Annotated in this window: 22 protein-coding genes; 16 read left to right on the top strand and 6 right to left on the bottom strand. The window is 41.5% G+C overall.

Annotated features, from left to right (window positions below):
* The first annotated feature begins 53 nt into the window (after positions 1-53).
* Together ACY8D0_RS27310 and ACY8D0_RS27305 are read left to right on the top strand one after the other, a co-directional pair.
* Positions 54-896: an aldo/keto reductase gene (locus ACY8D0_RS27310; RefSeq protein ID WP_462413600.1), complete on the top strand. Its 843-nt coding sequence runs from the start codon at positions 54-56 to the stop codon at positions 894-896.
* 98 nt (positions 897-994) lie between these two features.
* Positions 995-1,654 (top strand): DUF429 domain-containing protein, encoded by a 660-nt coding sequence (locus ACY8D0_RS27305; RefSeq protein WP_462413599.1) that lies wholly within the window; start codon positions 995-997, stop codon positions 1,652-1,654.
* A gap of 115 nt (positions 1,655-1,769) precedes the next feature.
* On the opposite strand, the gene ACY8D0_RS27300 is transcribed toward ACY8D0_RS27305, so the two are convergent.
* Positions 1,770-2,072 (bottom strand): hypothetical protein, encoded by a 303-nt coding sequence (locus tag ACY8D0_RS27300; RefSeq protein WP_462413598.1) that lies wholly within the window; start codon positions 2,070-2,072, stop codon positions 1,770-1,772.
* Between the two features lie 431 nt (positions 2,073-2,503).
* On the opposite strand from ACY8D0_RS27300, the gene ACY8D0_RS27295 reads away from it, so the two are divergent.
* Positions 2,504-2,878 (top strand): hypothetical protein, encoded by a 375-nt coding sequence (locus ACY8D0_RS27295; protein WP_462413597.1) that lies wholly within the window; start codon positions 2,504-2,506, stop codon positions 2,876-2,878.
* Positions 2,879-3,124: 246 nt separating this feature from the next.
* Here the strand turns inward: ACY8D0_RS27295 and ACY8D0_RS27290 are convergent, their stop codons facing one another.
* Positions 3,125-3,802 carry a DUF421 domain-containing protein gene (locus ACY8D0_RS27290; RefSeq protein ID WP_462413596.1) on the bottom strand — a complete coding sequence of 226 codons (678 nt, stop codon included), beginning with the start codon at positions 3,800-3,802 and terminating at the stop codon, positions 3,125-3,127.
* Between the two features lie 231 nt (positions 3,803-4,033).
* On the opposite strand from ACY8D0_RS27290, the gene ACY8D0_RS27285 reads away from it, so the two are divergent.
* Complete coding sequence (locus ACY8D0_RS27285; RefSeq protein WP_462413595.1) at positions 4,034-4,174, top strand: hypothetical protein; 141 nt, start codon at positions 4,034-4,036, stop codon at positions 4,172-4,174.
* Positions 4,175-4,271: 97 nt separating this feature from the next.
* On the opposite strand, the gene ACY8D0_RS27280 is transcribed toward ACY8D0_RS27285, so the two are convergent.
* Complete coding sequence (locus ACY8D0_RS27280) at positions 4,272-4,709, bottom strand: hypothetical protein (RefSeq protein ID WP_462413594.1); 438 nt, start codon at positions 4,707-4,709, stop codon at positions 4,272-4,274.
* A gap of 125 nt (positions 4,710-4,834) precedes the next feature.
* Between ACY8D0_RS27280 and istA the strand changes: the two genes are divergently transcribed.
* From istA to ACY8D0_RS27255, 5 genes are all read left to right on the top strand, one after another.
* Positions 4,835-6,394, top strand: coding sequence for an IS21 family transposase (gene istA / locus ACY8D0_RS27275; RefSeq protein ID WP_462413593.1), 1,560 nt, complete (start codon positions 4,835-4,837; stop codon positions 6,392-6,394).
* Entirely contained in the window at positions 6,391-7,158 is a 768-nt protein-coding gene (gene istB / locus ACY8D0_RS27270) for an IS21-like element helper ATPase IstB (RefSeq protein WP_462413592.1), read from the top strand. Before istA ends, istB begins: the two co-directional genes overlap by 4 nt.
* A gap of 879 nt (positions 7,159-8,037) precedes the next feature.
* Positions 8,038-8,901: a hypothetical protein gene (locus ACY8D0_RS27265; RefSeq protein ID WP_462413591.1), complete on the top strand. Its 864-nt coding sequence runs from the start codon at positions 8,038-8,040 to the stop codon at positions 8,899-8,901.
* Positions 8,902-9,193: 292 nt separating this feature from the next.
* Positions 9,194-9,961, top strand: a complete 768-nt coding sequence (locus tag ACY8D0_RS27260) for a putative protein N(5)-glutamine methyltransferase (protein WP_462413626.1) — start codon at positions 9,194-9,196, stop codon at positions 9,959-9,961.
* A gap of 107 nt (positions 9,962-10,068) precedes the next feature.
* Positions 10,069-10,266, top strand: coding sequence for a helix-turn-helix domain-containing protein (locus tag ACY8D0_RS27255; protein WP_462413590.1), 198 nt, complete (start codon positions 10,069-10,071; stop codon positions 10,264-10,266).
* Between the two features lie 168 nt (positions 10,267-10,434).
* Here ACY8D0_RS27255 and ACY8D0_RS27250 read toward each other — a convergent pair whose 3' ends face one another.
* Positions 10,435-10,860 (bottom strand): SRPBCC family protein, encoded by a 426-nt coding sequence (locus tag ACY8D0_RS27250; protein WP_462413589.1) that lies wholly within the window; start codon positions 10,858-10,860, stop codon positions 10,435-10,437.
* 227 nt (positions 10,861-11,087) lie between these two features.
* On the opposite strand from ACY8D0_RS27250, the gene ACY8D0_RS27245 reads away from it, so the two are divergent.
* The 3 genes from ACY8D0_RS27245 to ACY8D0_RS27235 all read left to right on the top strand — a co-directional run bounded on the left by ACY8D0_RS27245 (position 11,088) and on the right by ACY8D0_RS27235 (position 14,604).
* Positions 11,088-13,154, top strand: a complete 2,067-nt coding sequence (locus ACY8D0_RS27245) for a peptidoglycan D,D-transpeptidase FtsI family protein (RefSeq protein WP_462413588.1) — start codon at positions 11,088-11,090, stop codon at positions 13,152-13,154.
* 124 nt (positions 13,155-13,278) lie between these two features.
* Positions 13,279-14,202 carry a GNAT family N-acetyltransferase gene (locus ACY8D0_RS27240; RefSeq protein ID WP_462413587.1) on the top strand — a complete coding sequence of 308 codons (924 nt, stop codon included), beginning with the start codon at positions 13,279-13,281 and terminating at the stop codon, positions 14,200-14,202.
* Between the two features lie 51 nt (positions 14,203-14,253).
* Positions 14,254-14,604, top strand: coding sequence for a VOC family protein (locus ACY8D0_RS27235; protein ID WP_462413586.1), 351 nt, complete (start codon positions 14,254-14,256; stop codon positions 14,602-14,604).
* A gap of 414 nt (positions 14,605-15,018) precedes the next feature.
* Here the strand turns inward: ACY8D0_RS27235 and ACY8D0_RS27230 are convergent, their stop codons facing one another.
* A complete protein-coding gene (locus tag ACY8D0_RS27230) occupies positions 15,019-18,051 on the bottom strand; it encodes an efflux RND transporter permease subunit (RefSeq protein ID WP_462413585.1) in 3,033 nt (1,010 codons plus the stop codon).
* A 176-nt stretch (positions 18,052-18,227) separates the two neighbouring features.
* Positions 18,228-19,100: a TetR/AcrR family transcriptional regulator gene (locus ACY8D0_RS27225; protein WP_462413584.1), complete on the bottom strand. Its 873-nt coding sequence runs from the start codon at positions 19,098-19,100 to the stop codon at positions 18,228-18,230.
* 159 nt (positions 19,101-19,259) lie between these two features.
* Here ACY8D0_RS27225 and ACY8D0_RS27220 point away from each other — a divergent pair, with 159 nt between their 5' ends.
* From ACY8D0_RS27220 to ACY8D0_RS27205, 4 genes are all read left to right on the top strand, one after another.
* The gene (locus ACY8D0_RS27220) at positions 19,260-20,771 is read left to right on the top strand and encodes an MDR family MFS transporter (protein WP_462413583.1); all 1,512 of its coding nucleotides are present in this window, start codon (positions 19,260-19,262) and stop codon (positions 20,769-20,771) included.
* 175 nt (positions 20,772-20,946) lie between these two features.
* Positions 20,947-21,705 (top strand): alpha/beta fold hydrolase, encoded by a 759-nt coding sequence (locus ACY8D0_RS27215; protein WP_462413582.1) that lies wholly within the window; start codon positions 20,947-20,949, stop codon positions 21,703-21,705.
* A gap of 1 nt (position 21,706) precedes the next feature.
* Positions 21,707-22,291, top strand: coding sequence for a TetR/AcrR family transcriptional regulator (locus ACY8D0_RS27210; RefSeq protein ID WP_462413581.1), 585 nt, complete (start codon positions 21,707-21,709; stop codon positions 22,289-22,291).
* A gap of 132 nt (positions 22,292-22,423) precedes the next feature.
* Positions 22,424-23,488, top strand: coding sequence for a hypothetical protein (locus tag ACY8D0_RS27205; RefSeq protein ID WP_462413580.1), 1,065 nt, complete (start codon positions 22,424-22,426; stop codon positions 23,486-23,488).
* The last annotated feature ends 74 nt before the right edge of the window (positions 23,489-23,562 follow it).

Here is a 23,562-nt window from a genome sequence, read left to right as displayed (position 1 = left end):
AGCCGATTACAGGTATGGTAATCTTAAAATATAAATGAAAGGGGAAATGGAAAATGAGGAATTCTATACCAGAAATCATGCTAAACGATGGGCTAACCATACCGGTAATCGGATTGGGTACATACAGTCTTAAAGGCAGTAAAGGCGTAAGTGCAATCCAAAGCGCAATGGATCTAGGTTATCGTCTAATTGATTCTGCTTATAATTATGAAAACGAAGGGACGGTTGGTGCAGCTGTAAGACGCAGCTCTGTTCCAAGGGAAGAATTAATCATTGCCTCTAAATTGCCGGGCCGCTATCACGAATATGACAAGGCGATAACGGCCATCCAAGAATCGTTGTACCGTGCTAATCTTGATTATTATGACCTCTATCTAATCCATTGGCCGAACCCAAACCAAGGCCACTATGTGGAAGCCTGGCAAGCATTGATTGATGCAAGAAAATGGGGATTGGTCCGTTCTATTGGTGTTTGCAACTTCCTGCCTGAACATCTGGAGCGTCTCGAAAAAGAAACAGGCGTCCTGCCAAGCATGAATCAAATTGAGCTGCATCCGTTTTTCAATCAGGAGGATCAGCGAAAATCGCATGAAAAATGGGGTGTTGTGACTGAATCTTGGAGTCCTTTGGCGAAAGCAAGGGATATTTTGCAAAACGAAACGCTCCGGACGATTGCCAGTCAGCATCAAAAGACGATTTCACAAGTCATTTTGCGCTGGCATTACCAACTGGGGGCGATTTCGATTCCTAAATCTTCTTCCCCTGCAAGACAGCTGGAAAACATATCAATTTTTGATTTTTCCCTGACTGAAACAGAAATGATGATGATTGGGGAGTTAACCCGTCCTGATGGAAGAGTTAGTAATCAAGACCCCGCGATACACGAAGAATTTTAAGATTCAGAGAGGGTCCAGGGTCTTTGGTTTTGGAGGGAAGTGACTCGCTTTCCTCTTTTATTTTAGCAAACGTGTTCATTGGACAGAGGTGAAATATTATGCGGGTGATGGGGATTGATTTGGCGGGCCCAAGGAATCAAAGAGATACTTTTTTAACCGTCTTCGAAAAACAGGATGACAACCTACATTTGATCAAAATCCTGAATGATGTGAGTGACTTGGACATTTTGAATGAAATTTCCTGCCAAAGCCGTTTAGATGAATTGGTCATTGGGATCGATGCGCCCTTGTCGTACCAGGACGGGGGTGGGGACCGGCTGGCGGATAAGCAGCTAAGGCAGTATATTGTGTCTCTTGGCATGAAGCCGGGATCCATTATGCCTCCCACTTTAAATAGAATGGCATATCTAACGTTAAGAGGAATCAGACTCAGCAGGGAAATAGGGACCATCCAAACGGAAAACCCGGTTTCGATCGTGGAAGTCCATCCAGGTTCCGTCATTGGCTCTAGACTTATACAGGATGAAATGGAATATGTCTTGAATTATAAACAGGATTTATCCGCGAGGAAATATTTGAGGAACTGGTTTGAAACACAAAAGTTAACAGGCCTGCCGGCAACCATTGAAGAGGAGACCCATTCTATCGATGCCTGTGCCGCTGCGTTAGGGGCCTGGCATTGGAAGGACCCAGCTTTCGCACCAAAATGGATTTCTCGAGCGATTCCGCCTCTTCATCCCTATGATTATTGCTGTTAACAGGATTTCGACCTATTTGTCACAAAATTTTCCTGTTTTTTTGTGAGAGTTTTGTGACAAATAAACATGATGAAGGAAAAGAAGGGCGGAGGATTCCTCACGCCCTTTTATTGCTCTACTCGTTCATAGAACCATTGTTATTGCTAGAGTTACGGTTTTTAGCAGCAGCGTTGTTATTTCCGCCTGCTTCTTCGCCAACTTGATTACCAAGAGCACCGCCTGCAAGACCGCCTGCAACCGTACCAAGGGGTCCAAAAACGGAACCTATTGCAGCACCCACAGCACCGCCGCCAACCGTACCCACGGCTTCACCCACGTCACTGCCACCTTGATTAGTCGTGTTATTACTAGTTGAGTTCGCAGCATTGCTGCCACCTTGGTTATTGCTGTATTTATTGCGTTCGTTATTCTCAGCCATTCTAATACACCTCCTATATCTATTAAGGATGATGCAAAAAAGCTGGTTAGCATCGTTCCCAAATATAATGTACCCGCCCCAAAAGGTTTTATCCCCTAGAGGAAAAATGACGATCCGTAGATAGCAAATCCGCAGACGTTGGCGACTCGTGATACGATAAGTGGGCAAAAAGAATAAGAAAAACAACAACAATAAAAAAGTTTTTCGTCAGACCTTAAAATCCCTTAAAAGATTTATTTTGACCATGTCTTTTTCTGGGGGTAGGGTGTAAATAGATACTGAAATCACTTTGGCTCATGATCGCAGCCTAGTAACATTGAGTTGGAATAAATTCACAATTGTTTCATTTTTCTGCGAGTAACAACCGAATAACTGGTGGTAAAATTATATCAAGAGAATAAATAGTTAAGTCCTTAAAGGAGAGGTTCCCGATGTGGAAGACATGGTTTGTGATCTTGTTTTTTTCCATCTTTTTGGTCGGTTGTTCAGGCGGATCTTATGCCATACGTACCGGGGAGTTGACGAGTTCTACCAACTCGATGAGCGGCAATTATACCAAGTTTACGGGGTATTATTTTAGAGAGGTCAAGTTTGCCAAAGGAGATGAAATCCATTTTGATTATTCGGTGTTGACTAAGAGTGGTTCACTTGCAGCGACAGTCGTGGATTCATCCGGAAAGAAGATTGCAGATATCCATGACGATGAGACGATTAACATTCCCAAGGAAGATACGTATAAAATCCGTGTTAATGGAGACGGCCACAAAGGGAGTTTCAATATCATGTGGGATGTGGCCAAGAATTAAATTTATTGATCGCCTTTTAAATCGGTGAAGCCTCCATGTCCAGTGTTCCCGATACTGAGGTTATTATTTTAAAGCGCCGGTCTCTGTGAGGAAATCGCTGTCTTTTGGGAGGCTATGCTAAAAGTTTCTCCATGTATTGTGCATCTAGTATTAATGACCTGGCAGTTTCTTAAGGAAATGATCCGTGCATTTGGAGCCGTACGACTGGCAGTGCATAGGTATGGGCGTCGGGTATACAAGTGAACTTCACTCATTGTATTTCGTTATCTTAAACCCACGATTTTCCTCCCATTCTGCATAGAATATTTCCTTATAGTCGTTTATGTTGTTTTTTGATAACTCGTTCTGAAGCCATTTATCATCGTGTCCCGCTTCCTTCAGATTTTTTTTAATCAATTTACCATCCATGATAATAGCGTATGATAGGTTCACCGGTTTTTCAGGAATCTTTAGATCTTGGTTGGTAGGGGCTCCGTATTTATGTTTCGGAGCCACACTGATTTGTCCGTCACGTTCCAAGATGACATACTCCGCCTCATAGATCGAAAAATATCCTTTTTTTCTCATGAGCTGCTGTAGTTCATTTAAATCGATGTGGTTTTTTTTCAATTTATTATAAAGGATTTTACCCTTGTAAACGACAAACGTCGGTGTGCCTTCAAAGATGGTTCTAAGGAAGGATGACTTTTGTGTTGCGTATTCCACACAAAAAATAAGCACCCCCCATATGGCAATACTAAAGAGAATTTCCCCTAATCCGGTCTTGTCATCAAATGCGGCATCTCCCACGAGATTGCCCAATACCAATCCCGTAATAAAATCAAAGGGCGTAATTTGTGAAAACTGAAGCCTTCCCAAAAGTTTTAGCATAACTAGAAGGGCCAGAAATCCTACAGTCAATTCCAAAGCTAAGTCTTTGTACATGTGCAATGCACTCCTCGACAGCATGATGTTCTCAGTCTGTTTATTATTGCCAAGTTTTCCAAAACTATCAGGCACCGCAAAGTTCCTTGCTCAGAATTCTCCTTTAGAATTGCATACTTATGAACAAGGCAAACCAAACTATAAAAAGTGGGTCTAAAGTACTACTTTATTTTCTGCAAAGTAGCGGGTCCACTGGATTGTTTTTTAAATACATATTTTGGTGGTGAAGAAATGGCAAAGAATAAGAATAACCAACCGAAAAAGGGCAAGCGTGCCATGCCGAAAACAGATGTGGAATTTGCGCAAACCGGATTGGAACGAGTGGCCTTAAAGGCCCAAGAAAGGCATGGAAAAGAAACCAAAGAAAAATGAATGTAAAAGCAAAAAAATTGGACCTTTGAGATATCCCCTCAAGAGTCCTTTTTATTTTCATTATGATATGAAGCATATAAAAGTCCGCGTGCACAAATTATTTGGATGTGTTTTTTCCTTTCCTTTGCGGTTCAATAATGAGGCTCTGATACAAGTAATTAATAATGGCTACTGCTACACTCAAAAGAAAAAGCTGCTTGCGGCTCATTCTTTTCATTTTATAGATCCCCATTTTTTCCGCTATGGTTGTTGCTGGGTAGGCAAATAAGTAGTCAGCAATAATATTGGAGAAAAGATATAACCAGAATTTTTTAAACGTTAGTTTAAAAATCCACAAATTCATGATGGTAAAAGGACCAAATACAAATGACACGTCTGTTGCTAATTTTGGAAAGATCGGACTCTTTACTTTCCACCAGTTTAACGCCCGAGATAACTCACTTATAATCGCAATGATAAAGTTACTAAAAATAATGGTAGGGAGGAACCGTATGAATGAAGATTTACCAAACTTAAAGACAGATAACCAAGGCATAATGTAAGTGCTAGACTAAATTGAACAGTTTACGACAAATAACTTTGAACACTTATTTACTAAAACGATTCCTCACCTTATGATAGATTTTTATACTTCTATGATTAGGCGGAGGATTTTAAAAGGTGGATAAGTTTGAAATGTATATAGAAATTAGAGGAATGCTCAATCAGAAATACAGTATCTCTTCTATCGCAAAGAAACTCAATATATCGAGAAATACTGTTTACAAGTATATTCGTAAATCTCCAGAGGAAATGGCAGAATGGACTGCATCAACGATGACAAGAAGTAAGAAGTTAGACATTCATAAAGAATTAATCTTGCATTGGTTAAGAGAATATCCAGATCTAACCGCAGCTCAAGTTCAAGACTGGCTTAAGGAAAAATATCCAGAGTTCCAGATTGGCGAAAGTACAGTAAGAAGCTATGTAAGGTCCCTTCGGGATGATTATGAAATTCCGAAAGAAGCTAGCACAAGGGATTATCAAGCAGTGCCTGATCCTCCAATGGGAGAACAAATCCAAGTTGACTTTGGGTTTAAAACAGTTAAGAACCAATATGGCAAACCAGTAAAGTTAGTGTTCATTGTCTTTGTCTTGGCCCATTCAAGATATAAATACATTGAATTTCAAAACCGACCTTTCACGACAAAAGATGTTATTGCAGCTCATAGGAATGCATTTATGGAGTTCGGAGGTGTATCAAAAGAAATCTTGTATGATCAGGATCGACTAATAGTAGTGTCTGAGAATGAAGGAGATATTTTACTTACAGAAGAGTTTCAACAGTTTGTGAATGAAATCAAATTTGAAGTTAAACTCTGCAGAAAAGCTGATCCAGAAAGTAAGGGGAAAGTAGAAAATGCGGTCAAGTTCATTAAGACTAACTTCATTAATAATAGAGTATTTAATAATATTGATACCTGGAACGAGCAGTCACAGAAATGGTTAAAAAGAACAGGTAATGGCAAGATCCATAATGGTACAAAAAGAAGACCCGCCGATGTGTTTCTCGTCGAAAAGCAACACATGCGACAGGTCAACTTACTAAACAATATTAACAAACCTAGTATAACAAGAAGCGTTAGAAAGGACAATACAATCCTGTATCTGTCTAACAGATACTCTGTTCCGTTAGGAACATTTCAAAAGTATCCAGAAGTACAGTATTATGTGACAGATGACAATAAGATAGTAATCTATGTCAAGGATTCTGGGGAAATACTGGCAACACATTACATTAACCCTGATAAAGGAAAACTCATTCAAAATACTTCCCATAAAAGAGATAAGTCAAAGGGAATAAAAGAACTAGTCGAAGTCATTAGTGAGCATTTTACAAATAAAACACAAGCAACTATTTATCTAAATGAGTTACGAAACAAGTACCCTCGTTACATCCGAGACCAGCTTAGTCTAATAAAAAAATGTATCGAACTTGGGTCTATAGAAGTTATAGATGAGGCACTAGCACTCTGCATGGAGAGACGACTCTTTAGTGCGAATGATTTTCAGGATGTCGTTTCTCTCTTTAAACGACAACGCCAAATGGACAGTGTAAACGCCAGCGATCAAGAGATTGACACAGATTATAACGACATCGCTGAGTCAACACTCGTTGACACTGAGGCTAAACAGCGTCCGTTGGAAGATTATTTCACAATCATGGAGAGTGTAAAATGAAGCAAATCAAATATTTACAAGACTCGCTTATCTCATTGAGGTTGGTGGAAACCTCAAAAAAGCTGCCATCTCTATTGGAAGAGGCTGAAAAGGAGCAGCTTAGTTATGTAACTTTCTTAAATAAAGTAGTGGAATATGAACGAAAAATGAGAGAAGAAAAAAACATGGAGAAACGATTGAAACTCGCAGCTTTCCCATGTATTACTCCGTTGGAGGAATTTAATTTAGACGAACAAGAATCCCTAAGTTTAAAGCAGTTTAATCAATTAAAAGAATTAGCATGGATTGAACAATTATTTAATCTTATTCTATTGGGACCGCCAGGTGTGGGTAAAACACACATGGCGGTTGGATTAGGATTAGAAGCTATTAAACGGGGCTATAGGGTCTCTTTTATATCAATGGGAGATTTGGTTCATACCTTGAAAACTATGGACATCACAAGGAAATCTCAAACCAGGATTAAGAGAATAAAAGAATCACATTTAGTTATTATTGATGATTTGATGTACGCAGCAATGGATCCAAGGGAAGCTAATTTATTTTTTCAATTGGTTAATGACCTGTACAATAACTCATCGATTATCTTAACTTCTAATCGTTCTCCAAAGGAATGGACCGAACTCCTGGGGGATGTCGGTGTGGCCACAGCTATTTTAGATCGCCTTATTCACAGGGCAGAAATAGTTCATTTTAATGATTCAAGTTATAGGATGAAACATCGTGAAACAATTTTTAAAGCTGAAAGTGTTCAAAATAAATAAGCAAAATTGTTCAAATGTACTTGACGCTTACACATAATTAGGATTAAATACATTTTCCACTTTTCTTTCAAGGTAAAGCCCCCTAATATGGAACGATTTCGGCGAATAAAACTGATTACCTCTTCATTATTTCCTTGGTATTTTTACCAGTCCTAACCTCTAGTATCCATTTTTCTAAATGCTGTTTCATAACCGTATAAAAAAGAGCGACCTATTAGGTAGGCCGCTTCAATATTAGCGTTAGGTGTTTCCACGGGTTGCACCATTTTGTCGATATATGGTACTTAAATGGGCTAGACTTCCGAAATTCCTGGGGCATGTTTGAAAGTTTTTACGAACTCCACGAGACAAGTTTCACATAAGTCAAATTTCCATTTCTCTTCATCATACATCGAGCCATATGAAAAAGATATGTTAAAAGAATGGTATAGCTCATCCTCTAGACCATATTCAGTTAATTGATCCGTTCGACCACATTTGTTGCATGTGATTGATGTAGGTATTTTTTTTGTTATTTTAATTTCTCTGTATTGTTTCATTCTCACATCTCCCATCCAAATTCATCATCAATTAATCATAGTTCTAGAATATCCCTTGAAATATCTTTTTTCAAATAATAATAGGAAGCGTGTAAATTTCATTAGAAACAATTCGTCTTTTTATAGATTTCCACGTTTGCCACTAACCAAAAACGCTTGTCCGCATAGTATGTAGTTGAAGGGTTGGATAACCTTTCCAATCAATAAAAACATAAGGGGGTGTTTTTTATGCAAAGGTTCTCAGCATCTAAAATTGAGTTAGCTGTAAACGAAGCTGAAAATTTGGGATTAACTGATTTTATGGTACAAGACCCACCGATGAGTGCGACGGGGCACCGATGTGGATGTGGAACAGGCCGCCAGAGTGGACGTCGTAGTGACCGTGGAACAGGCCGCCGGAGTGGACGTGGAACAGGTCGCCGAAGTGGACAACGTGGAACAGGTCGCCGAAGTGGACAACGTGGAACAGGCCGCCGGAGTGGACGTGGAACGGGTCGCCGAAGCGGTCAACGTGGAACAGGCCGCCGGAGTGGGCGTGGAACGGGTCGCCGAAGCGGTCAACGTGGAACAGGCCGCCGGAGTGGGCGTGGAACAGGCCGCCGGAGTGGACGTGGAACGGGTCGCCGAAGCGGTCAACGTGGAACAGGCCGCCGGAGTGGACGTGGAACAGGCCGCCGGAGCGGACGTGGAACGGGCCGCCGAAGTGGACAACGTGGAACAGGCCGCCGGAGTGGACGTGGAACGGGTCGCCGAAGCGGTCAACGTGGAACAGGCCGCCGGAGCGGACGTGGAACGGGCCGCCGAAGTGGACAACGTGGAACAGGCCGCCGAAGCGGACGTGGAACGGGTCGCCGAAGCGGTCAACGTGGAACAGGCCGCCGGAGCGGACGTGGAACGGGTCGCCGAAGCGGTCAACGTGGAACAGGCCGCCGGAGTGGACGTGGAACAGGTCGCCGAAGTGGACAACGCGGAACAGGCCGCCGGAGTGGGCGTGGAACAGGTCGCCGAAGTGGACAACGTGGAACAGGCCGCCGAAGCGGACGTGGAACGGGTCGCCGAAGTGGACAACGTGGAACAGGCCGCCGAAGCGGACGTGGAACGGGTCGCCGAAGCGGTCAACGTGGAACAGGCCGCCGGAGTGGGCGTCGTACAGGCAGGGGTTCTTTTTAATAAGACCTCCTGTTGTCGCCTTCAAAAACTATAATAATCCTCCTCATATTTGCTGTGATGTAAATTCACAGCTTTTTTCTGTACATAATAGCTAGGATATATATTATACCAATTTTGCGTGGAATAGTGGGCCTGGCTTGAATCATCACATATTGATTTTTCCAACATTGACCAGGACATTACGAATTAGTTATACACTATAAACAACGTAAATTTTACAGCTGGTATAAAAAGAAGGATTTTTCTATTAAAACAAGAATATAGGATAAAAACCTTGAAGCGGTGAAATAGATGGTACGGCAAAATATATTGATGTTAAATAATAAATTGAAAAAAGGATCATCAAAAGGCTGCAGAGGTCGGGGTGTGTTTTTGCTGAAGAAGAAACAGCGTTACTAATCTCAGAGGCTGGCAGTATAGAGGAATTAATGAAAATGGTGGAAACACGAACCAGTGGCTTACCATTAGAATACGTGCTTGGGTTTAAACAATTTTGTGGACTGCGAATAGAAGTGGACCAGGGAGTGTTTGTGCCACGCCAACGAACGGAGTTTCTGGTTCACCAGGCAAAAGCTCTTACCAACACGGGTGATATTGTGGTTGATTTATGTTGTGGGACAGGTGCTGTGGGGGCTGCAATAGCAACCGACTTCCCTGCAATTTTTTTGCACTCTGTTGATTTGGATCCTATCGCTGTCCGATGTGCTTCCCGCAACCTATTCAACATTGGAGGACATGTTTATGAAGGTGACTTGTATCATGCATTGCCTGATTCGTTGAAAGGTCGGGTGAACATGATAGTTGCCAACGTACCTTATGTTCCTTCAGATGAAATCGAGTTTTTGCCACAGGAGGCACGCCTATATGAACCAAAAATGGCACTTGATGGGGGAAAGGACGGGCTAGACTTACAGCGCAGGGTAGCTAAAGAAGCCCCCCGCTGGCTTGCTCCTGGAGGACATCTATTGATAGAGACAAGCGAAATGCAGTCATCAAAAACCTTTGACATTTTCTCTAAAGCGGGACTATTGACCAAAATAGCCAGAGATGAAGAAAGAGATGCTACGGTTGTAATTGGAAAAAAGTCCCAATAAAGTAATGATAATATAACGGCCGCCAAGGATTTATTTAAGTAGTTCAACCGTATAGGGATGAGCATTTCTTTTTAATGAGAAATGCTTTTATTTTTTGACGGTTTGAGGTGGAGGATATGGCCATTATTATTCATATTGATGTGGTGCTAGCAAAGAGAAAAATGAGCGTAACGGAGCTCTTGGAAAGGGTTGACATCACGATGGCGAATCTTTCTATTCTAAAGAATGGTAAAGCAAAAGCGGTTCGTTTTTCGACATTAGCGGCGATATTTTGGAGGCCAAAAAGCGACGAAGAAGTTCAATAAAATCAGACAACAATTTATTAAACGGAAGTCGATAGAGAAACGGCCACTATTTCGATTAATAATAAAATAAATGGGAGTTGCTCTGGTATGGAATCGACCATAAACACAGGCACTCGCCACTTATTTTTGTATACAAAAAAATCATATGTGCATGTCTGATTTGCTTTTTTAATGGTGCGTTTGTTCTGCATACTTTTTGAAATTATCTAAAATGGCCTGCCAGCCTTGATGTTGAACCTCAATTGGATTCTCAGGTTCAGCATCAAAAGTTTGCATTACGTGGGTTCTGTTTTCTTGACCTTTAAAAGTAATCTGGACTTTCCTTCCATCTTCCAATGTATAAACAATCAGCTCGTGGGATAACACTTCATCATAAATGCCGCCAAAATCGAACCCAAAACTGCCATCTTTGGCTTCCATTCTTGAAACGAATTTCCCGCCTGCCCTTAAATCATTCTCAGCATAGGGTGTGTGCCAGTCTTCTGAAGCGTTGTTCCATTTGGTTATATGGGCTGGTTCTGTCCAATATTCCCATACCTTGTCAACTGGTGCAAGAACGGTTGTTTCGACTGTAATCTTTTTTGAAGTCTCCACTCTTTTTACCTCCTCCATAATTGGGATATATAGTACCTATTTTTTTATACCACAACTTACTAAATTATACATTAATTGAAATAAATTGAAAATGTTCAACTTGGAATACCCGTTTCCATAAATAAGATTTCTATTGATTTGCCATTATGGAATATTTTTGAAACCAAAACACAGCTTCAATCGTTTAACATATATGCCCAAAAATATATAAAGAGGTTGCTATATTCATGGAATTAAAGAGAAAAAATATCACGCCCTTTCGCATCAATCTGCTCTTTTTAATTGTTTTTCTGCTCTTTTCCGTTATTATCGTGCGTCTTGGCTATTTGCAAATTGTTTATGGAGAGGAGTATAAACGGGAAATTTCCCGAACGGAAAATGTGTATGTCCAAAAACCGGTTCCGAGGGGCAAAATCTTTGACCGCTACGGCCATGTCATCGTCAATAATTCAGCGGTCAATACCATTATTTACACGAGCGAAAAAAATACCAAAAACGAAGAGAAAATCAAGGTGGCCCAACAATTAGCAAGATTCATAGAAAAGGATACGAAAAGTCTGACGGAGCGGGATTTAAAAGATTATTGGATGATAACTCGACCTGAACAAGCAAGGGCTAAACTTTCGAAAGCGGAACTCAATAATGAAAAGTTATCTAACAAGGAGCTCTACAACTTGCAACTCGAGAGAATTGATCCAATAAAAGATTTGGGTGAAATCAATCAGAATGAATTAGAAGTAGCTGCCATCTTCCGTGAAATGTCCAGCGGCTATGCCTTGACCCCGCAAATCATCAAAAACGAAGGGGTGACAGAAGCGGAACTGGCTGTGGTAAGTGAGAACTTGGATAATCTCCCTGGGGTGGATGTCATTACCGACTGGAACAGGGACTACCCTAATGGCGATTTGTTTCGGTCCGTGTTAGGGAATACCTCATCGTCCAAAGAAGGGCTTCCCAGCGATATGCTGGATTACTACTTGGCAAGGGGCTATCAACTGAATGACCGGGTAGGAAAAAGCCAAATTGAATCTTATTATGAAGATGTCCTGCAGGGACAGAAGGAAAAGATCCAATACATAACCGATAAAGCCGGCCGCAGTATGGATTCCCAAATTATTAACAGCGGCAAACCAGGAAAAGACCTGGTTTTGACCATCGATATGGAACTGCAAAAACAAGTGGAACAAGTTTTGACAAGCGAACTGATTTCCGCCAAAAATAATGGCGGCGGGCCGTTTTTGGACAGTGCGTTTGTGGTCATGATGAACCCTAAAACTGGTGAAGTTCTGTCGATGGCGGGAAAAAAGCTGGAAAACAAAGACGGGCAATGGAATGTGAATGATTATGCCCTGGGAACGATTACTGCTTCCTATGCGGTGGGGTCTTCGGTCAAAGGAGCCACGGTGTTAACGGGGTTCCAAACGGGTGTCATCCGTCCGGGGTATCAAATATTCGATGAGCCGGTTTATATCAAGGATACTCCTGTTAAAAAATCCTATACGAATATGAATATGATCGACGATCTGACTGCTCTAAAAATGTCATCCAACGTATATATGTTTAAAACCGCCATTAAAATAATGGGGGCCGAGTATCAGCCAAATATGAAACTGCCTAATAGTTCGGCTGCCTTTCAAACGTTTAGGTACTATTTTAACCAGTTTGGGTTAGGGGTTCGAACAGGAATTGATTTGCCAAATGAATCAGCAGGGCTGCCGGGTGAAACTTCCATTCCGGGTAAAGTGCTGGATTTAGCCATTGGCCAGTATGATACGTATACGCCGATGCAGTTGGCCCAATATATTTCTACCATCGCAAATGATGGCTATCGAATCAAGCCAACGATTTTAAAAGAAATTCGCGAACCCGGTATGGGCAATGAGTTTGGGTCGGTTTACAAAGCTTTCAATCCCGTGGTTTTGAACCAGATTAGTATGGATCCCGCACATATTAAAAGGGTACAGGAAGGATTCCGGAAGGTTTACCAAGAAGCAGGAGGGACCGCAGCCTCTTATTTTAGCCAGCCTCCGTTTAATACGTACAATATTGCTGGAAAAACTGGAACAGCCGAATCGTTTTATTATGATCCGGTTAAGAAAAGGATTATTACCAATGTGCCGACCTTTAATTTAACCCTGGTTGGTTATGCACCGTTTAATGATCCTGAAATTGCGTTTGCCATTGTGGTGCCGTTTACCCAAACAGATTCTCATCCTGTTAATAAAAAAATCGGCCAGGGGATTTTGAAGGCTTATTTTGATTTAAAAAGCGGCCGCTCCCAAGTGCAGCAATAGATTATTAGAACAGCAGCTGATATTTTAACTAGGTTAAATGCCTTTAAATCACTGGGAGAAATCAAAAGAAAAAATTAAGTTATTTGTTAGTTTTCGAGGAAATTAACTTAAAGGAGATCATAGGATGAGTTTACCATTGAAGATTCGTCACCCTAAACAAGAAGATGCCCAGGCGGTGTGTGATCTCGTTATTGCCTGCGACATGGAAGATTTCGGAGCACCGGATTTTGACTTGGCAGAACTATTGGATATGTGGGAAGGCTTTGACCTCCAACATAATGTGTGGATCATTGAAGATGATACCGCGCATATTGTCGGTTATGCATTCCTTGAAGAGGATAGTGAAGAGAAAATATTTAGCTATGGTTTTGTTTTGCCTTCCAAAAGAGGTAGAGGTGTGGGAGTTAAGCTTCTGGAAACGATTGAAAATCGGGCAAATGAATTATTCCTTTCTTCAGGTAAGCCTAAGCGTCTTCAAAATCTAATCCCAACTGCTAGGATGGATGCCCAAAAACTATTAAAATCACGAGGATACAAACCAGTTCGTTATTTCAAACGGATGTGTATATCGATGGAGAATGTACCTGCTAAACTGCAGCCTTCAAACGGGATTGTGATTGAGACCTTTATCAAGGGGCAGGATGAACAGCAAGTGTATAACACCTATGTAGAATCGTTTTCGGATCATTGGGATTTTGCGGCCCCTTCTTTCGAAACGTGGGTTAAACAAACGAACCGGTCAACATTTGATCCAAAATGGTGGTTTGTTGCCCGCACTCTAACAGGTGATTTGGCTGGCATTGCTTTGTGTCGTATGCGGGAGGATACATTATTTGTGAGTCAACTAGGTGTCAAATCCGCTTATAGGGGAGCAGGATTAGGATTGGCTTTATTGCAACATGTTTTCCATGCCGCTTACTTATCAGGACAGAGAACGGTTTCGCTGGGTGTCGATTCAGCCAGTCAGACCGGAGCTGATCAATTATATAAAAAAGCAGGTATGAGAGCGGTACATGATGTGACTTTATGTGAAAAGATAATTAGGTGAGACATGGAAGCGTAAGGTAAAATCCTAATAGAAGAGGAATGGAGGAAACCAATGAGCCCAATATTAGATGAGATAGGCACAATCTTTATACCTGTTAGTCATATTGAAAATGCACGAGATTGGTATTGTGACATATTGGGAATCCCTCCTGAGGGTGAGGTTCTATTCGGTCATTTATATGTCATTCCATTGAATGGAACAAGTATTGTGCTAGATAGCAAAATCTATTCAGGGGATGTAACTTTTAAGGCTCCGGCCTTTCATTTTAATACCAGGAATATAGAGGAAGCATTTCAATATATGAAGTCAAAGAATGTGGAGTTAACAACAGAAATTCAACATAATCACTGGTTTAATTTTAAGGATCCGGATGGCAATCAGCTCATGGTTTGTAAATGTTAAAGAACTTTAAGGATCTTATTGAATTAAGTATTAGCCTAGTCTAATGAAAACGTTACTCCTTTTATTGGGGATTGGAAACACTGTTTAATAAAGGGCGGAACATATTAAGCAAGCTCAATATGTAGGGTCCTTTTTTGTACATCAAAAGTATCCATTACTTGGGTTTTGCTTCATTACCCTTAATTCCTGATATATTGGGATTTTTCCTGATAAAATTAAATTTTTCCCGATATAATTATATTTTTACTGATATATTTAATTTTCGGATCTACTTAGAATTTGTTTAAAAAGGTATTATTGTAAGGCAAGGCTTTTCACTAAAATAGCAATAGCATTTTATCCTTTTTGTCTGAATATAAAATGAGAGGGACGTTTCTTGGACTTAAGTTAAGCACAAGAATGTCCCCAATTATTTTATTGACTTAAAGTATCTGATGATTGATTGCTCTGAAGTCTTTGTTTTTTGAATTTCCGGAAATGGAATAATTCATAGAATGTTGGAATGACGATCAAAGTCAGTAGGGTGGACACGATTAGTCCAAAAATGACCACTACTGCAAGTCCTTTTGAAACCAAGTTTAAGCTCATAGCCGATTCATGGGTGACCAGAAGCGGCAGCATAGCGAATACGGTGGCAAGGGCTGTCATGAGAATCGGCCGCAGCCGTACGGCCCCCGCTTCTAAAATGGCTTCGCGGATGGTCATTCTTTCTTCATTGTGACGGATTCGGTCAACCAGCACGATGGCATTGGTGACCACGATACCGACGAGCATCAGCATTCCGATACCGGAGGAAATATTGATGCTGGAGTGGGTAATCACCAATCCTAACAGCGAACCAATCGCTGCCAGCGGCAACGAAATCAAGATGGCAATGCTTGCCCGGAATGACTTTAACGTCACAAGCAATATCATAAACACGATTCCAATAGAAAACATCGAAAGTTTGGCAAGTTCCATTAATTGATCGGACGACTGCATGGAGGAACCGGTCAATTCTGCGCTTGTCCCTTTGGCAAACGTATCATCTTTGTTCAAGGTCAGAAGCTGCTTTTGAATTTGGCCAGCTACGTCCACCATTTTGTCTGGGTTAACTTGAGCCGTTACTTGTAAGTAGTGATGGCCGTCTTTTGTAAAAATGGTGCCTTGCTCCTTAGTTTCTTCTACCTTCGCTATGTCTGATAGAGGCACTGGTCCATTTGGCGTCATCAGCTGCAGATTTTTTAGATCGGCTGCCGTTTGGATCTCTTTTAATGCGCCGAGTTTTACCGCAGTGGTACGTCCATCAATTTTAATGCTTCCAATCACAGCAGGTTGGATCATCGCATAAACCGACTGGGAGATTTCCTGTGCGTTAGCAACTTTTGAATCGACCTGAATGGTAACAGTTGGCTTTGTATTTTGATCGTTGCTTTCTACCTTTTCCACACCGTTAATGTTCTCAATTTTTTCTTTCACGATTTCCGATGCTTTCTTTATGTCGTCATCATTCTTGCCGGTGACATCAATCGAGACAGTTGTTTTATTCGTTCCTAGCAAACTTGCTGTATCTGCTGTCAGTTCCGCATTAGGAAACTCATTTTTTGTTTTACGAATGTCTTTTACAAATTTAGCGGAATCTGTCCCTTCTTTAGGGAAAACCATAAAACGAACGACGTTAGCATCCGCTAGATTGCCGTATTGGGCAGCTTCCTCATTGGCTCCTGCCACTGTAATATGGGTTTTTACCCCTTCTTTCTCTTCTAGAAAGCTTTCCATTTTCGCAGCTCCGTCTTTTATTTCGCTAAATGGAGTTCCGTTGTGATAGCGAAGACCGATTTCAATATACGCGGAATCCTTCTGGTCAACAGACCCTTTTGGCATGCTTGCAAATAATCCAACGGACCCAACCACAACGAGAATGGCTATTAAAATCGGCAGCCATTTATGGTTAAGCGACCACTTTAGTAGGGATGGGAAGAATGACTTTGTCTTATGTTCTTGTACCTTTACCTTCTTCATCATGCGGCCGCTAAGTGCTGGAACCACTGTCAACGAGACAAGCAGGGAAGAGAGTAAGGAACAGGAGATGGTAATCGCAAACGGCGCGACAAGATCTCTTAATCCTCCCGAAACAATCAGCATTGGAAGGAATACCGCCACTGTTGTGAGGGTGGAGGACGTGATGGCAGCTCCTACTTCTTTTACGGCCTCTACCATAAAGGCAGGGGTTAATTCGTTATCTTTCTTTCTGCGATAGATATTTTCTACTACCACGATACTGTCATCCACAAGTCGTCCGACGGATACGGCAATTCCACCGAGCGTGAGGATGTTTAAGGTAACGCCAAAGAAGGAAAGCAGAACCATCGTGATACAAAGGGACAAAGGGATGCTGACAATCGTGATTAGGGTCATTCGGAAACTGCGAAGGAATAACCAGATAATCACGGTGGCAAATAAGGCTCCGGTCAAGACTTCTCTCGTCATTGAATTGATGGAGTCAAGAACGGTGTCCCCTAAATTCATCACGATGGTTGCTTGCAGTGTTCCCTTGTAGTCTTTATTGATTGTTTTCACCGCAGCTTTTACTTGTTTGCCAAGCGTTACGGCATTAGAGGTGGAGTCCTTCTGAATCACCACGTCGATTGCATTCTTCCCGTTCAAGTGAATGATGCTTTCGGTATCTTTTTGCATCGTAATATCGGCAACATCCTGCAGTTTGGTGCTGGTGTCTAGTTGGATGTTTTTAAGTTCATCGAGTGTTTCTAATTTTCCTGATACAATAATGCTTGTTGCTTCGTTGTTAAGCGTTTGTTCGCCTACCGCTACCGCAGCGTTTTTCCCTTGAAGGAGCGTATATAATTTTTCAAGCGGGAAATTGGCTGCCGCTAATTTGGCAGGGTCGACCTGGATCATAACTTGTTGATTTTTTCCGCCATTGACGATAACATTGCCGACCCCTTTAAGGTCTTGGAACATCGGCATAATCTCGTTTTCTATGAGATTTAGTTCCTTATTTCCAATTTCCTTATCAAAGGTAAGTCCTAATTCCACAATCGGAATTTCAGAGGTGTTGAGGTTGACTACGTAAGGTTTCATGACCCCATTGGGGAGATTCACCATCGAAATTTTTTCTTGAATTTGCTGTTTTGCTTCTTTTACGTCAATCTTCGATTCAAATGTGACGGTCAACTGGGTAAAGTTATTTCCTGTTTGTGCCACCACACTTTGTTTTCCTTTGACGCCATTAATGGCCTTTTCAATTGGCTGTGTGACCTGTTCGTCCATGCTTTTGGCATCGATACCGTTTCCGACAACTGAGATGGTTACGTACGGTTGATCAGCAGCGGGCATCAGTTCCATCGGAATCGTGGTGTAACTAAAAATTCCAAAGATCATCGAGGCGATTACCGCAAAAGCTAATGCCGCTTTGTTCCGCAACGCCCATTTGGTAAACCAAGTCATTTAAAATGACCTCCCTAGTACTAAAGTAATAAATGCAGGTAAATTATACCTTTTTTAGCGCGAAGTTACTAGGAGATTTTTCTTATTTTACAAATAATTTCCTTTTATTAGAAAAGTATATCTAAATAGAAATAAAAAGGCTGCCGAAGTTTGCTCGGCAGCCTTGATAGTTCTGACTATTTCATTTTCAAATAATACCAAACCATGTTGGTAAATTTGTGAACCTGTGATTCGATTGGTGTTTCGTTGAATAATTCATAAAACGGTTTTAACAGTGGCTGGATGACAATCTTGCGTATCCGGTCTTTTTGCAATTCTTCCATAATGGCGTCGAATAAATCTTGCTGTTCATCATTGAATGGGTACCCCCGCGGAAGCTGATTGGCTAACTCTATTAATTCGGGAATGGTCACCATCTTTTTGTCCACATTGGTGCGGAGCAAATCAATGGCAGAATAATTTAATATGGCCCGGTTATTTTTAATCATATCCGGAATGATCAGTTCAATATAAGATAAAATCGCATGGACTAATTCATGCAGGGAATACGGACTGTTCGTAAATTTGATCGTAAACAACATATGCTGCAGCATGCCATAAAACAGTACGGTCAGTTCAAAAGCGTATTCGCGGATTTCTTCTCTAAAAACCTCAATCAGACGGTTCGCCAGCCATTCCATTTCGTAGACTCGATGCTGCAGGACCAGCTTTTTTAGCTCGGTTTCATTTGAATGTAAAATGGCCTCAAATAATCCACTCAAATTGCGCTCCTCATTTAGCCGAATCAAAATGGTAATTTGCTCGATAAAAACTTGGCGGTCCTTTTTATCTTTGCCGACTTGCACGGCAATTCGCTGTTGGCTGGCGTCATACCGGAGGATTTCTAGAATATCGGCGATGCAGTCATTTTTTGAAGTGAAATAATTATAGAACGTCCCTTTGGAGATATTGGCTTTTTCAATGATTTCTTGAATGGAAGTTTGCTGGATTCCTTTTTCTACAAATATCTTTAGGGCAACGTCCGCTACTTTTCTTTTTCGATTATTCATGCCGGCCTCCTGTTATCTCTATGTATCCAAGTATAATTTGACCTTTCACGAAAAACAATCCTTTTATACCAAAAGTACAAAATGGTTGCGCGATTTATACTTTCGGTATAAAATAACTCAAGTAAACAAAATCAGGAAGGCAAAAGGGGAAGAGAAAGAATGGATTCAGCTTTACAACCTAAAAAGACACCCTATTTAATGATTGTGATCTTATTTGTGGGTGCATTTGTGTCATTTTTAAATAACTCGTTATTGAATGTGGCGCTTCCATCGATCATGAAGGACTTGGACATCGCGGATTATTCTACCGTGCAATGGTTGTCCACTGGCTACATGCTAGTCAGCGGCGTATTGGTTCCTGCTTCCGCGTTTATGATCACGAGGTTTACGAACCGGGGGCTGTTTATTACCTCAATGGCAATCTTTACTGCAGGAACAGCACTATCAGCCTTTGCACCCAACTTTGGTGTGCTGCTTACAGGACGGATGATTCAAGCGGCAGGCTCTTCCGTAATGGGACCTTTGTTGATGAATATTATGTTAGTCAGCTTCCCGCGTGAAAAACGCGGTGCCGCTATGGGCGTTTTTGGCTTGGTTATGATTACGGCTCCGGCAATCGGACCTACTCTTTCCGGATATATCGTGGAATATCATGACTGGCGCGTGCTTTTTGAAATGATCCTGCCATTGGCCGTGATCAGCTTGCTTCTTGCTGTTTGGAAGCTTGAAAACGTGATGGAGCAAAACAAAAAAGCAACGGTTGATTACTGGTCGGTTATATTATCTTGTATCGGTTTCGGGGGTCTATTGTATGGATGCAGTACGGCCAGTTCCGATGGCTGGACAGATGGAATTGTCTTAACCACTTTAATCATAGGCGGCGTTGCATTAATTTCCTTCATTGTCCGCCAATTAAAATTGGAAAAACCTTTATTGGATTTGCGAGCTTATAAATACCCGATGTTCGCGCTTGCGTCCGTTATCGCAATCGTGAATGCGGTGGCCATGTTCTCAGGTATGATTTTAACACCGGCGTATGTGCAAAGCGTCCGTGGCATCACACCGTTTCATTCTGGTTTAATGATGCTGCCTGGTGCCATTGTGATGGGGATCATGTCACCCATCACGGGTAAATTGTTTGATAAATTCGGTCCGCGGCTATTAGCGGTAGTAGGGCTCGTGATAACGGCCATTTCCACTTACATGCTGGCGCACTTGCAGATTGATTCCAGTTACGCTTATATTATTCTCGTTTACTCTTTGCGCATGTTTGGTATGTCCATGGTGATGATGCCGATTATGACAAATGGCTTGAACCAGCTGCCAAACCGGTTAAATCCGCATGGAACTGCCATCAACAACACAGCGCAACAAGTGGCCGGTTCGATTGGTACGGCGGTGCTGGTAACCATTATGAATTCTGTTACAAAATCAGAGGCAAAAGACCTCATGAGCAGTATCGATCCAACTACATTGACGGCAGCGTCCACGGCAGCTTTAACACAGAAAGCTTTGTTAGCAGGAATTCAATATTCCTTCTATGTAACGTTCGTGATTAATATCATCGTCTTGGTAATGGCATTGTTTGTGAAACGTGTGGATACTAGTGCTGAGGCTGTCAGCAAACTAGAGGAACAAAACCAGCCTAGTTCAAAGCCGGCGATTAACTAAATAAAAACTAAAAGGTTCGAAAACACGAGTGATTGAAAGTGTTTTCGGATCTTTTTTTTATGAATCGATAAATAGAGAAAGTAGATGAATATATTTTGCACTTTTTCATTGACTAAACATTCATTCAATAATAAAATTAAAGTGGAAAATAAAGGTAAAATGAGGAGGGCTTAGGATGGATTTGTATTACGAAATTTACGGTAACGGTCAGCCTGTTGTTCTTATTCACAGTGGTGGTGCTGATTTGCGGGACTGGACCTATCTTGCCCCACGATTAGCCCAACATTATAAGGTAGTGGCTTTTGATGGACGCGGGGCAGGTAAATCCCCGACACCGCCCAAAAACGGGACATATGTGGAAGATGTCCGGGCACTTATGGATGAACTAGGGATGGATCAGGCGACCATTATCGGCCATTCAATAGGGGGCCAGATTGCAACTGAATTTTCTCTACAGTACCCTGAAAAAGTGTCCCGTCTTATATTAATCGCACCTTCATTAACTGGTTTTCACCATTCAATGGAATTTGAAGTGCATTCGAAGCAGATTCTTCAGGCTGCCCCCAACATTGATAAGATGTTAGACATCGCACTTGATGCACCCACATACCAAGTCGTGATCCATAGTCCACACAAAGACCTTACCATTCAAATGCTTCGCCATCATTTCCAACGTATGTTTCAGTGGCCGCCCGATTTTTGCATGAACTGGGCCCAACCCCCAGCGATCGAAAGATTAGGCGAATTGGAACCGAAAACCTTATTTATGATTGGGAAGAAGGATCTGGCCGATAATTTTCGTGTTGCAGAATATTTTCAAGCCGCACCAAAAGTACGCTTCATTGAAATAGACGATGCTGACCATATGCTGACACTCACTCACGCTGAGGAATTGTATCAGGAAATCACCACTTTTATGGAGGAAGGAATATAACATGCCACGGACACCTGAAGAGAATGATCGGATACGCCAACTTTCACAGCAAAATATTCGAGCTGCAGCCATGGAGTTATTCATAAAGCAAGGCTACTATAGTACCTCCATTAGTGATATCGCCCAACAAGCCGGCATTTCCAAAGGGTTGCTTTACAACTATTACAAAGGAAAAGAACAACTGCTATCTGAAATGGTAGACATCAGAATCAATGAAGTCGTTGAAGTGATGAAAGGAGCGGCCAGGCTCAAAACTCCTAGTGAACAACTTCGATCTATTGCCGAAGGGGCAATAGATCATATCCAAAAGAATCCCGAAGTCCATCGATTTTATTTGCACCTGCAAACCCAGCCGGAATCCGATGAAGAACTGTTTAAATACAGCCGGCTGATTATGAAAGAAAATGCCAGGATGTTTGAATGGCAATGTCAAATCTTTGAGAAAATGGGCGTAAAGGACCCTATCCAGCGGTCTTTATATTTTTCATCTGTTCTTCAAGGCATTATGCTGATGATTTCCACTTATCCGCAAAAGTTCCCGATTGATGAGTTGAAAAATCAAATCATTCAAGAGTTTTGTCAGTAGTCCTTTCTACCATATGAAAAGGCTTGGATAAAAATTTCCAAGCCTTTTTGTTTGAAGATTTTCGGAGCCGTGACTATCCTTTTGATAAATTTGTAACAATAACTCATAAAAGACAAAAGGAGTGATCCCGGTTTGTTTGGTTTTTTGGCTTTTATCGGATTTGTAGGATTTTTTGTTTTCATTGTATTAGGCATTATCGCCTTTTTTAAAAAGAACGGAAAGGCAAAAAAACAGTTCATCATCGCTTTGGTTTCATTCGTCGTATTCGTTATAGGCATAGTTAATTTAGATTCATCGGACACTACGAAAACAACAAAAACAACGGACACTAAAAAAGAAGTGACGGAAGACAAAGAAACGAAAAAGAATCCTTCGACGCTCGCTGAGGTTCAGGCAGTGATCACAAAAGGAATGTCAGACAAAGATTTTAAAAAAGCGGAAGATAAATTGGTCGTGGAGCGGCCCAAAAGCATATCTGTCGGTAATGGAAATGTAGGCTATGTCTTGCAGGCGAAAGACGGAATCCTCGTTGCATCCACTGATGGGGATACCATATTTGATGTGGCCACCTTCTCGACGATGGACGAAGTAGACCAGTATGAAAAGAATATGTTAGCCCAAGCGGAAGCTTCCAAAAAAGAACAAGCCCAGAAAGAGTATGAGGCTTCGAAAATTCAGGTGAATGGCAGCGGGGATACCGCATCGGATCTGTTCAAATTAAAGAAAGGGTTTGCCATTTTTGAAGGCACACACAATGGAAGCGAGAATTTTATCGTAAAGCTGCAGGATGAAAACGGCGGAAATCTTGAGCTATTAGTCAATACCATTGGCCATTACAAAGGGAAGACCTTTGCCCAAATACCTTCCAGTGGTAACTACTACTTGAATATCAATGCGAGTGGGGCTTGGAATTTCTCTATCACCCAGCAGCCTCCGGTGGATATTCCAGATGCTCCAACCACTATCCAAGGAACTGGCGACGATGTCGTGTTCTTTAATGCTAAGAGCGGCAATTATAAATTTAACTTCACCCATCAAGGAGAAGAAAATTTTATTGTAAAATTAAATGGCTCGGGCTTGATGGTGAATGAAATTGGCGCTTACAATGGTTCCATGCGTCAAAAGCTGTCCACTGATGGATACTACCTGTTACAAATCGTGGCAGATGGAACTTGGACAGTAACCATTGAAAAATAATAAAATGAAATAAAGAACGTTATAGAAAACAAAGACCTAAGGAAAACCTAGGTCTTTGTTTTATGGTGAAAATT

It is taken from the genome of Neobacillus camarae, assembly GCF_054950115.1.
The sequence above is the reverse complement of the archived record's forward strand: the minus strand, read 5'-3'. Positions and strand labels throughout refer to the sequence as shown.

Bases quoted from the DNA above. Each gene is read 5' to 3' on its own strand.
- ACY8D0_RS27230 (WP_462413585.1), bottom strand. From the start codon at position 18,051: ATGACTTGGTTTACCAAATGGGCGTTGCGGAACAAAGCGGCATTAGCT.
- ACY8D0_RS27290 (WP_462413596.1), bottom strand. From the start codon at position 3,802: ATGTACAAAGACTTAGCTTTGGAATTGACTGTAGGATTTCTGGCCCTT.
- ACY8D0_RS27300 (WP_462413598.1), bottom strand. From the start codon at position 2,072: ATGGCTGAGAATAACGAACGCAATAAATACAGCAATAACCAAGGTGGC.
- ACY8D0_RS27245 (WP_462413588.1), top strand. From the start codon at position 11,088: ATGGAATTAAAGAGAAAAAATATCACGCCCTTTCGCATCAATCTGCTC.
- ACY8D0_RS27280 (WP_462413594.1), bottom strand. From the start codon at position 4,709: ATGCCTTGGTTATCTGTCTTTAAGTTTGGTAAATCTTCATTCATACGG.
- ACY8D0_RS27220 (WP_462413583.1), top strand. From the start codon at position 19,260: ATGGATTCAGCTTTACAACCTAAAAAGACACCCTATTTAATGATTGTG.
- ACY8D0_RS27310 (WP_462413600.1), top strand. From the start codon at position 54: ATGAGGAATTCTATACCAGAAATCATGCTAAACGATGGGCTAACCATA.
- ACY8D0_RS27240 (WP_462413587.1), top strand. From the start codon at position 13,279: ATGAGTTTACCATTGAAGATTCGTCACCCTAAACAAGAAGATGCCCAG.
- ACY8D0_RS27295 (WP_462413597.1), top strand. From the start codon at position 2,504: ATGTGGAAGACATGGTTTGTGATCTTGTTTTTTTCCATCTTTTTGGTC.
- ACY8D0_RS27210 (WP_462413581.1), top strand. From the start codon at position 21,707: ATGCCACGGACACCTGAAGAGAATGATCGGATACGCCAACTTTCACAG.
- ACY8D0_RS27215 (WP_462413582.1), top strand. From the start codon at position 20,947: ATGGATTTGTATTACGAAATTTACGGTAACGGTCAGCCTGTTGTTCTT.
- ACY8D0_RS27305 (WP_462413599.1), top strand. From the start codon at position 995: ATGCGGGTGATGGGGATTGATTTGGCGGGCCCAAGGAATCAAAGAGAT.
- ACY8D0_RS27225 (WP_462413584.1), bottom strand. From the start codon at position 19,100: ATGAATAATCGAAAAAGAAAAGTAGCGGACGTTGCCCTAAAGATATTT.
- ACY8D0_RS27285 (WP_462413595.1), top strand. From the start codon at position 4,034: ATGGCAAAGAATAAGAATAACCAACCGAAAAAGGGCAAGCGTGCCATG.
- ACY8D0_RS27235 (WP_462413586.1), top strand. From the start codon at position 14,254: ATGAGCCCAATATTAGATGAGATAGGCACAATCTTTATACCTGTTAGT.
- istB (WP_462413592.1), top strand. From the start codon at position 6,391: ATGAAGCAAATCAAATATTTACAAGACTCGCTTATCTCATTGAGGTTG.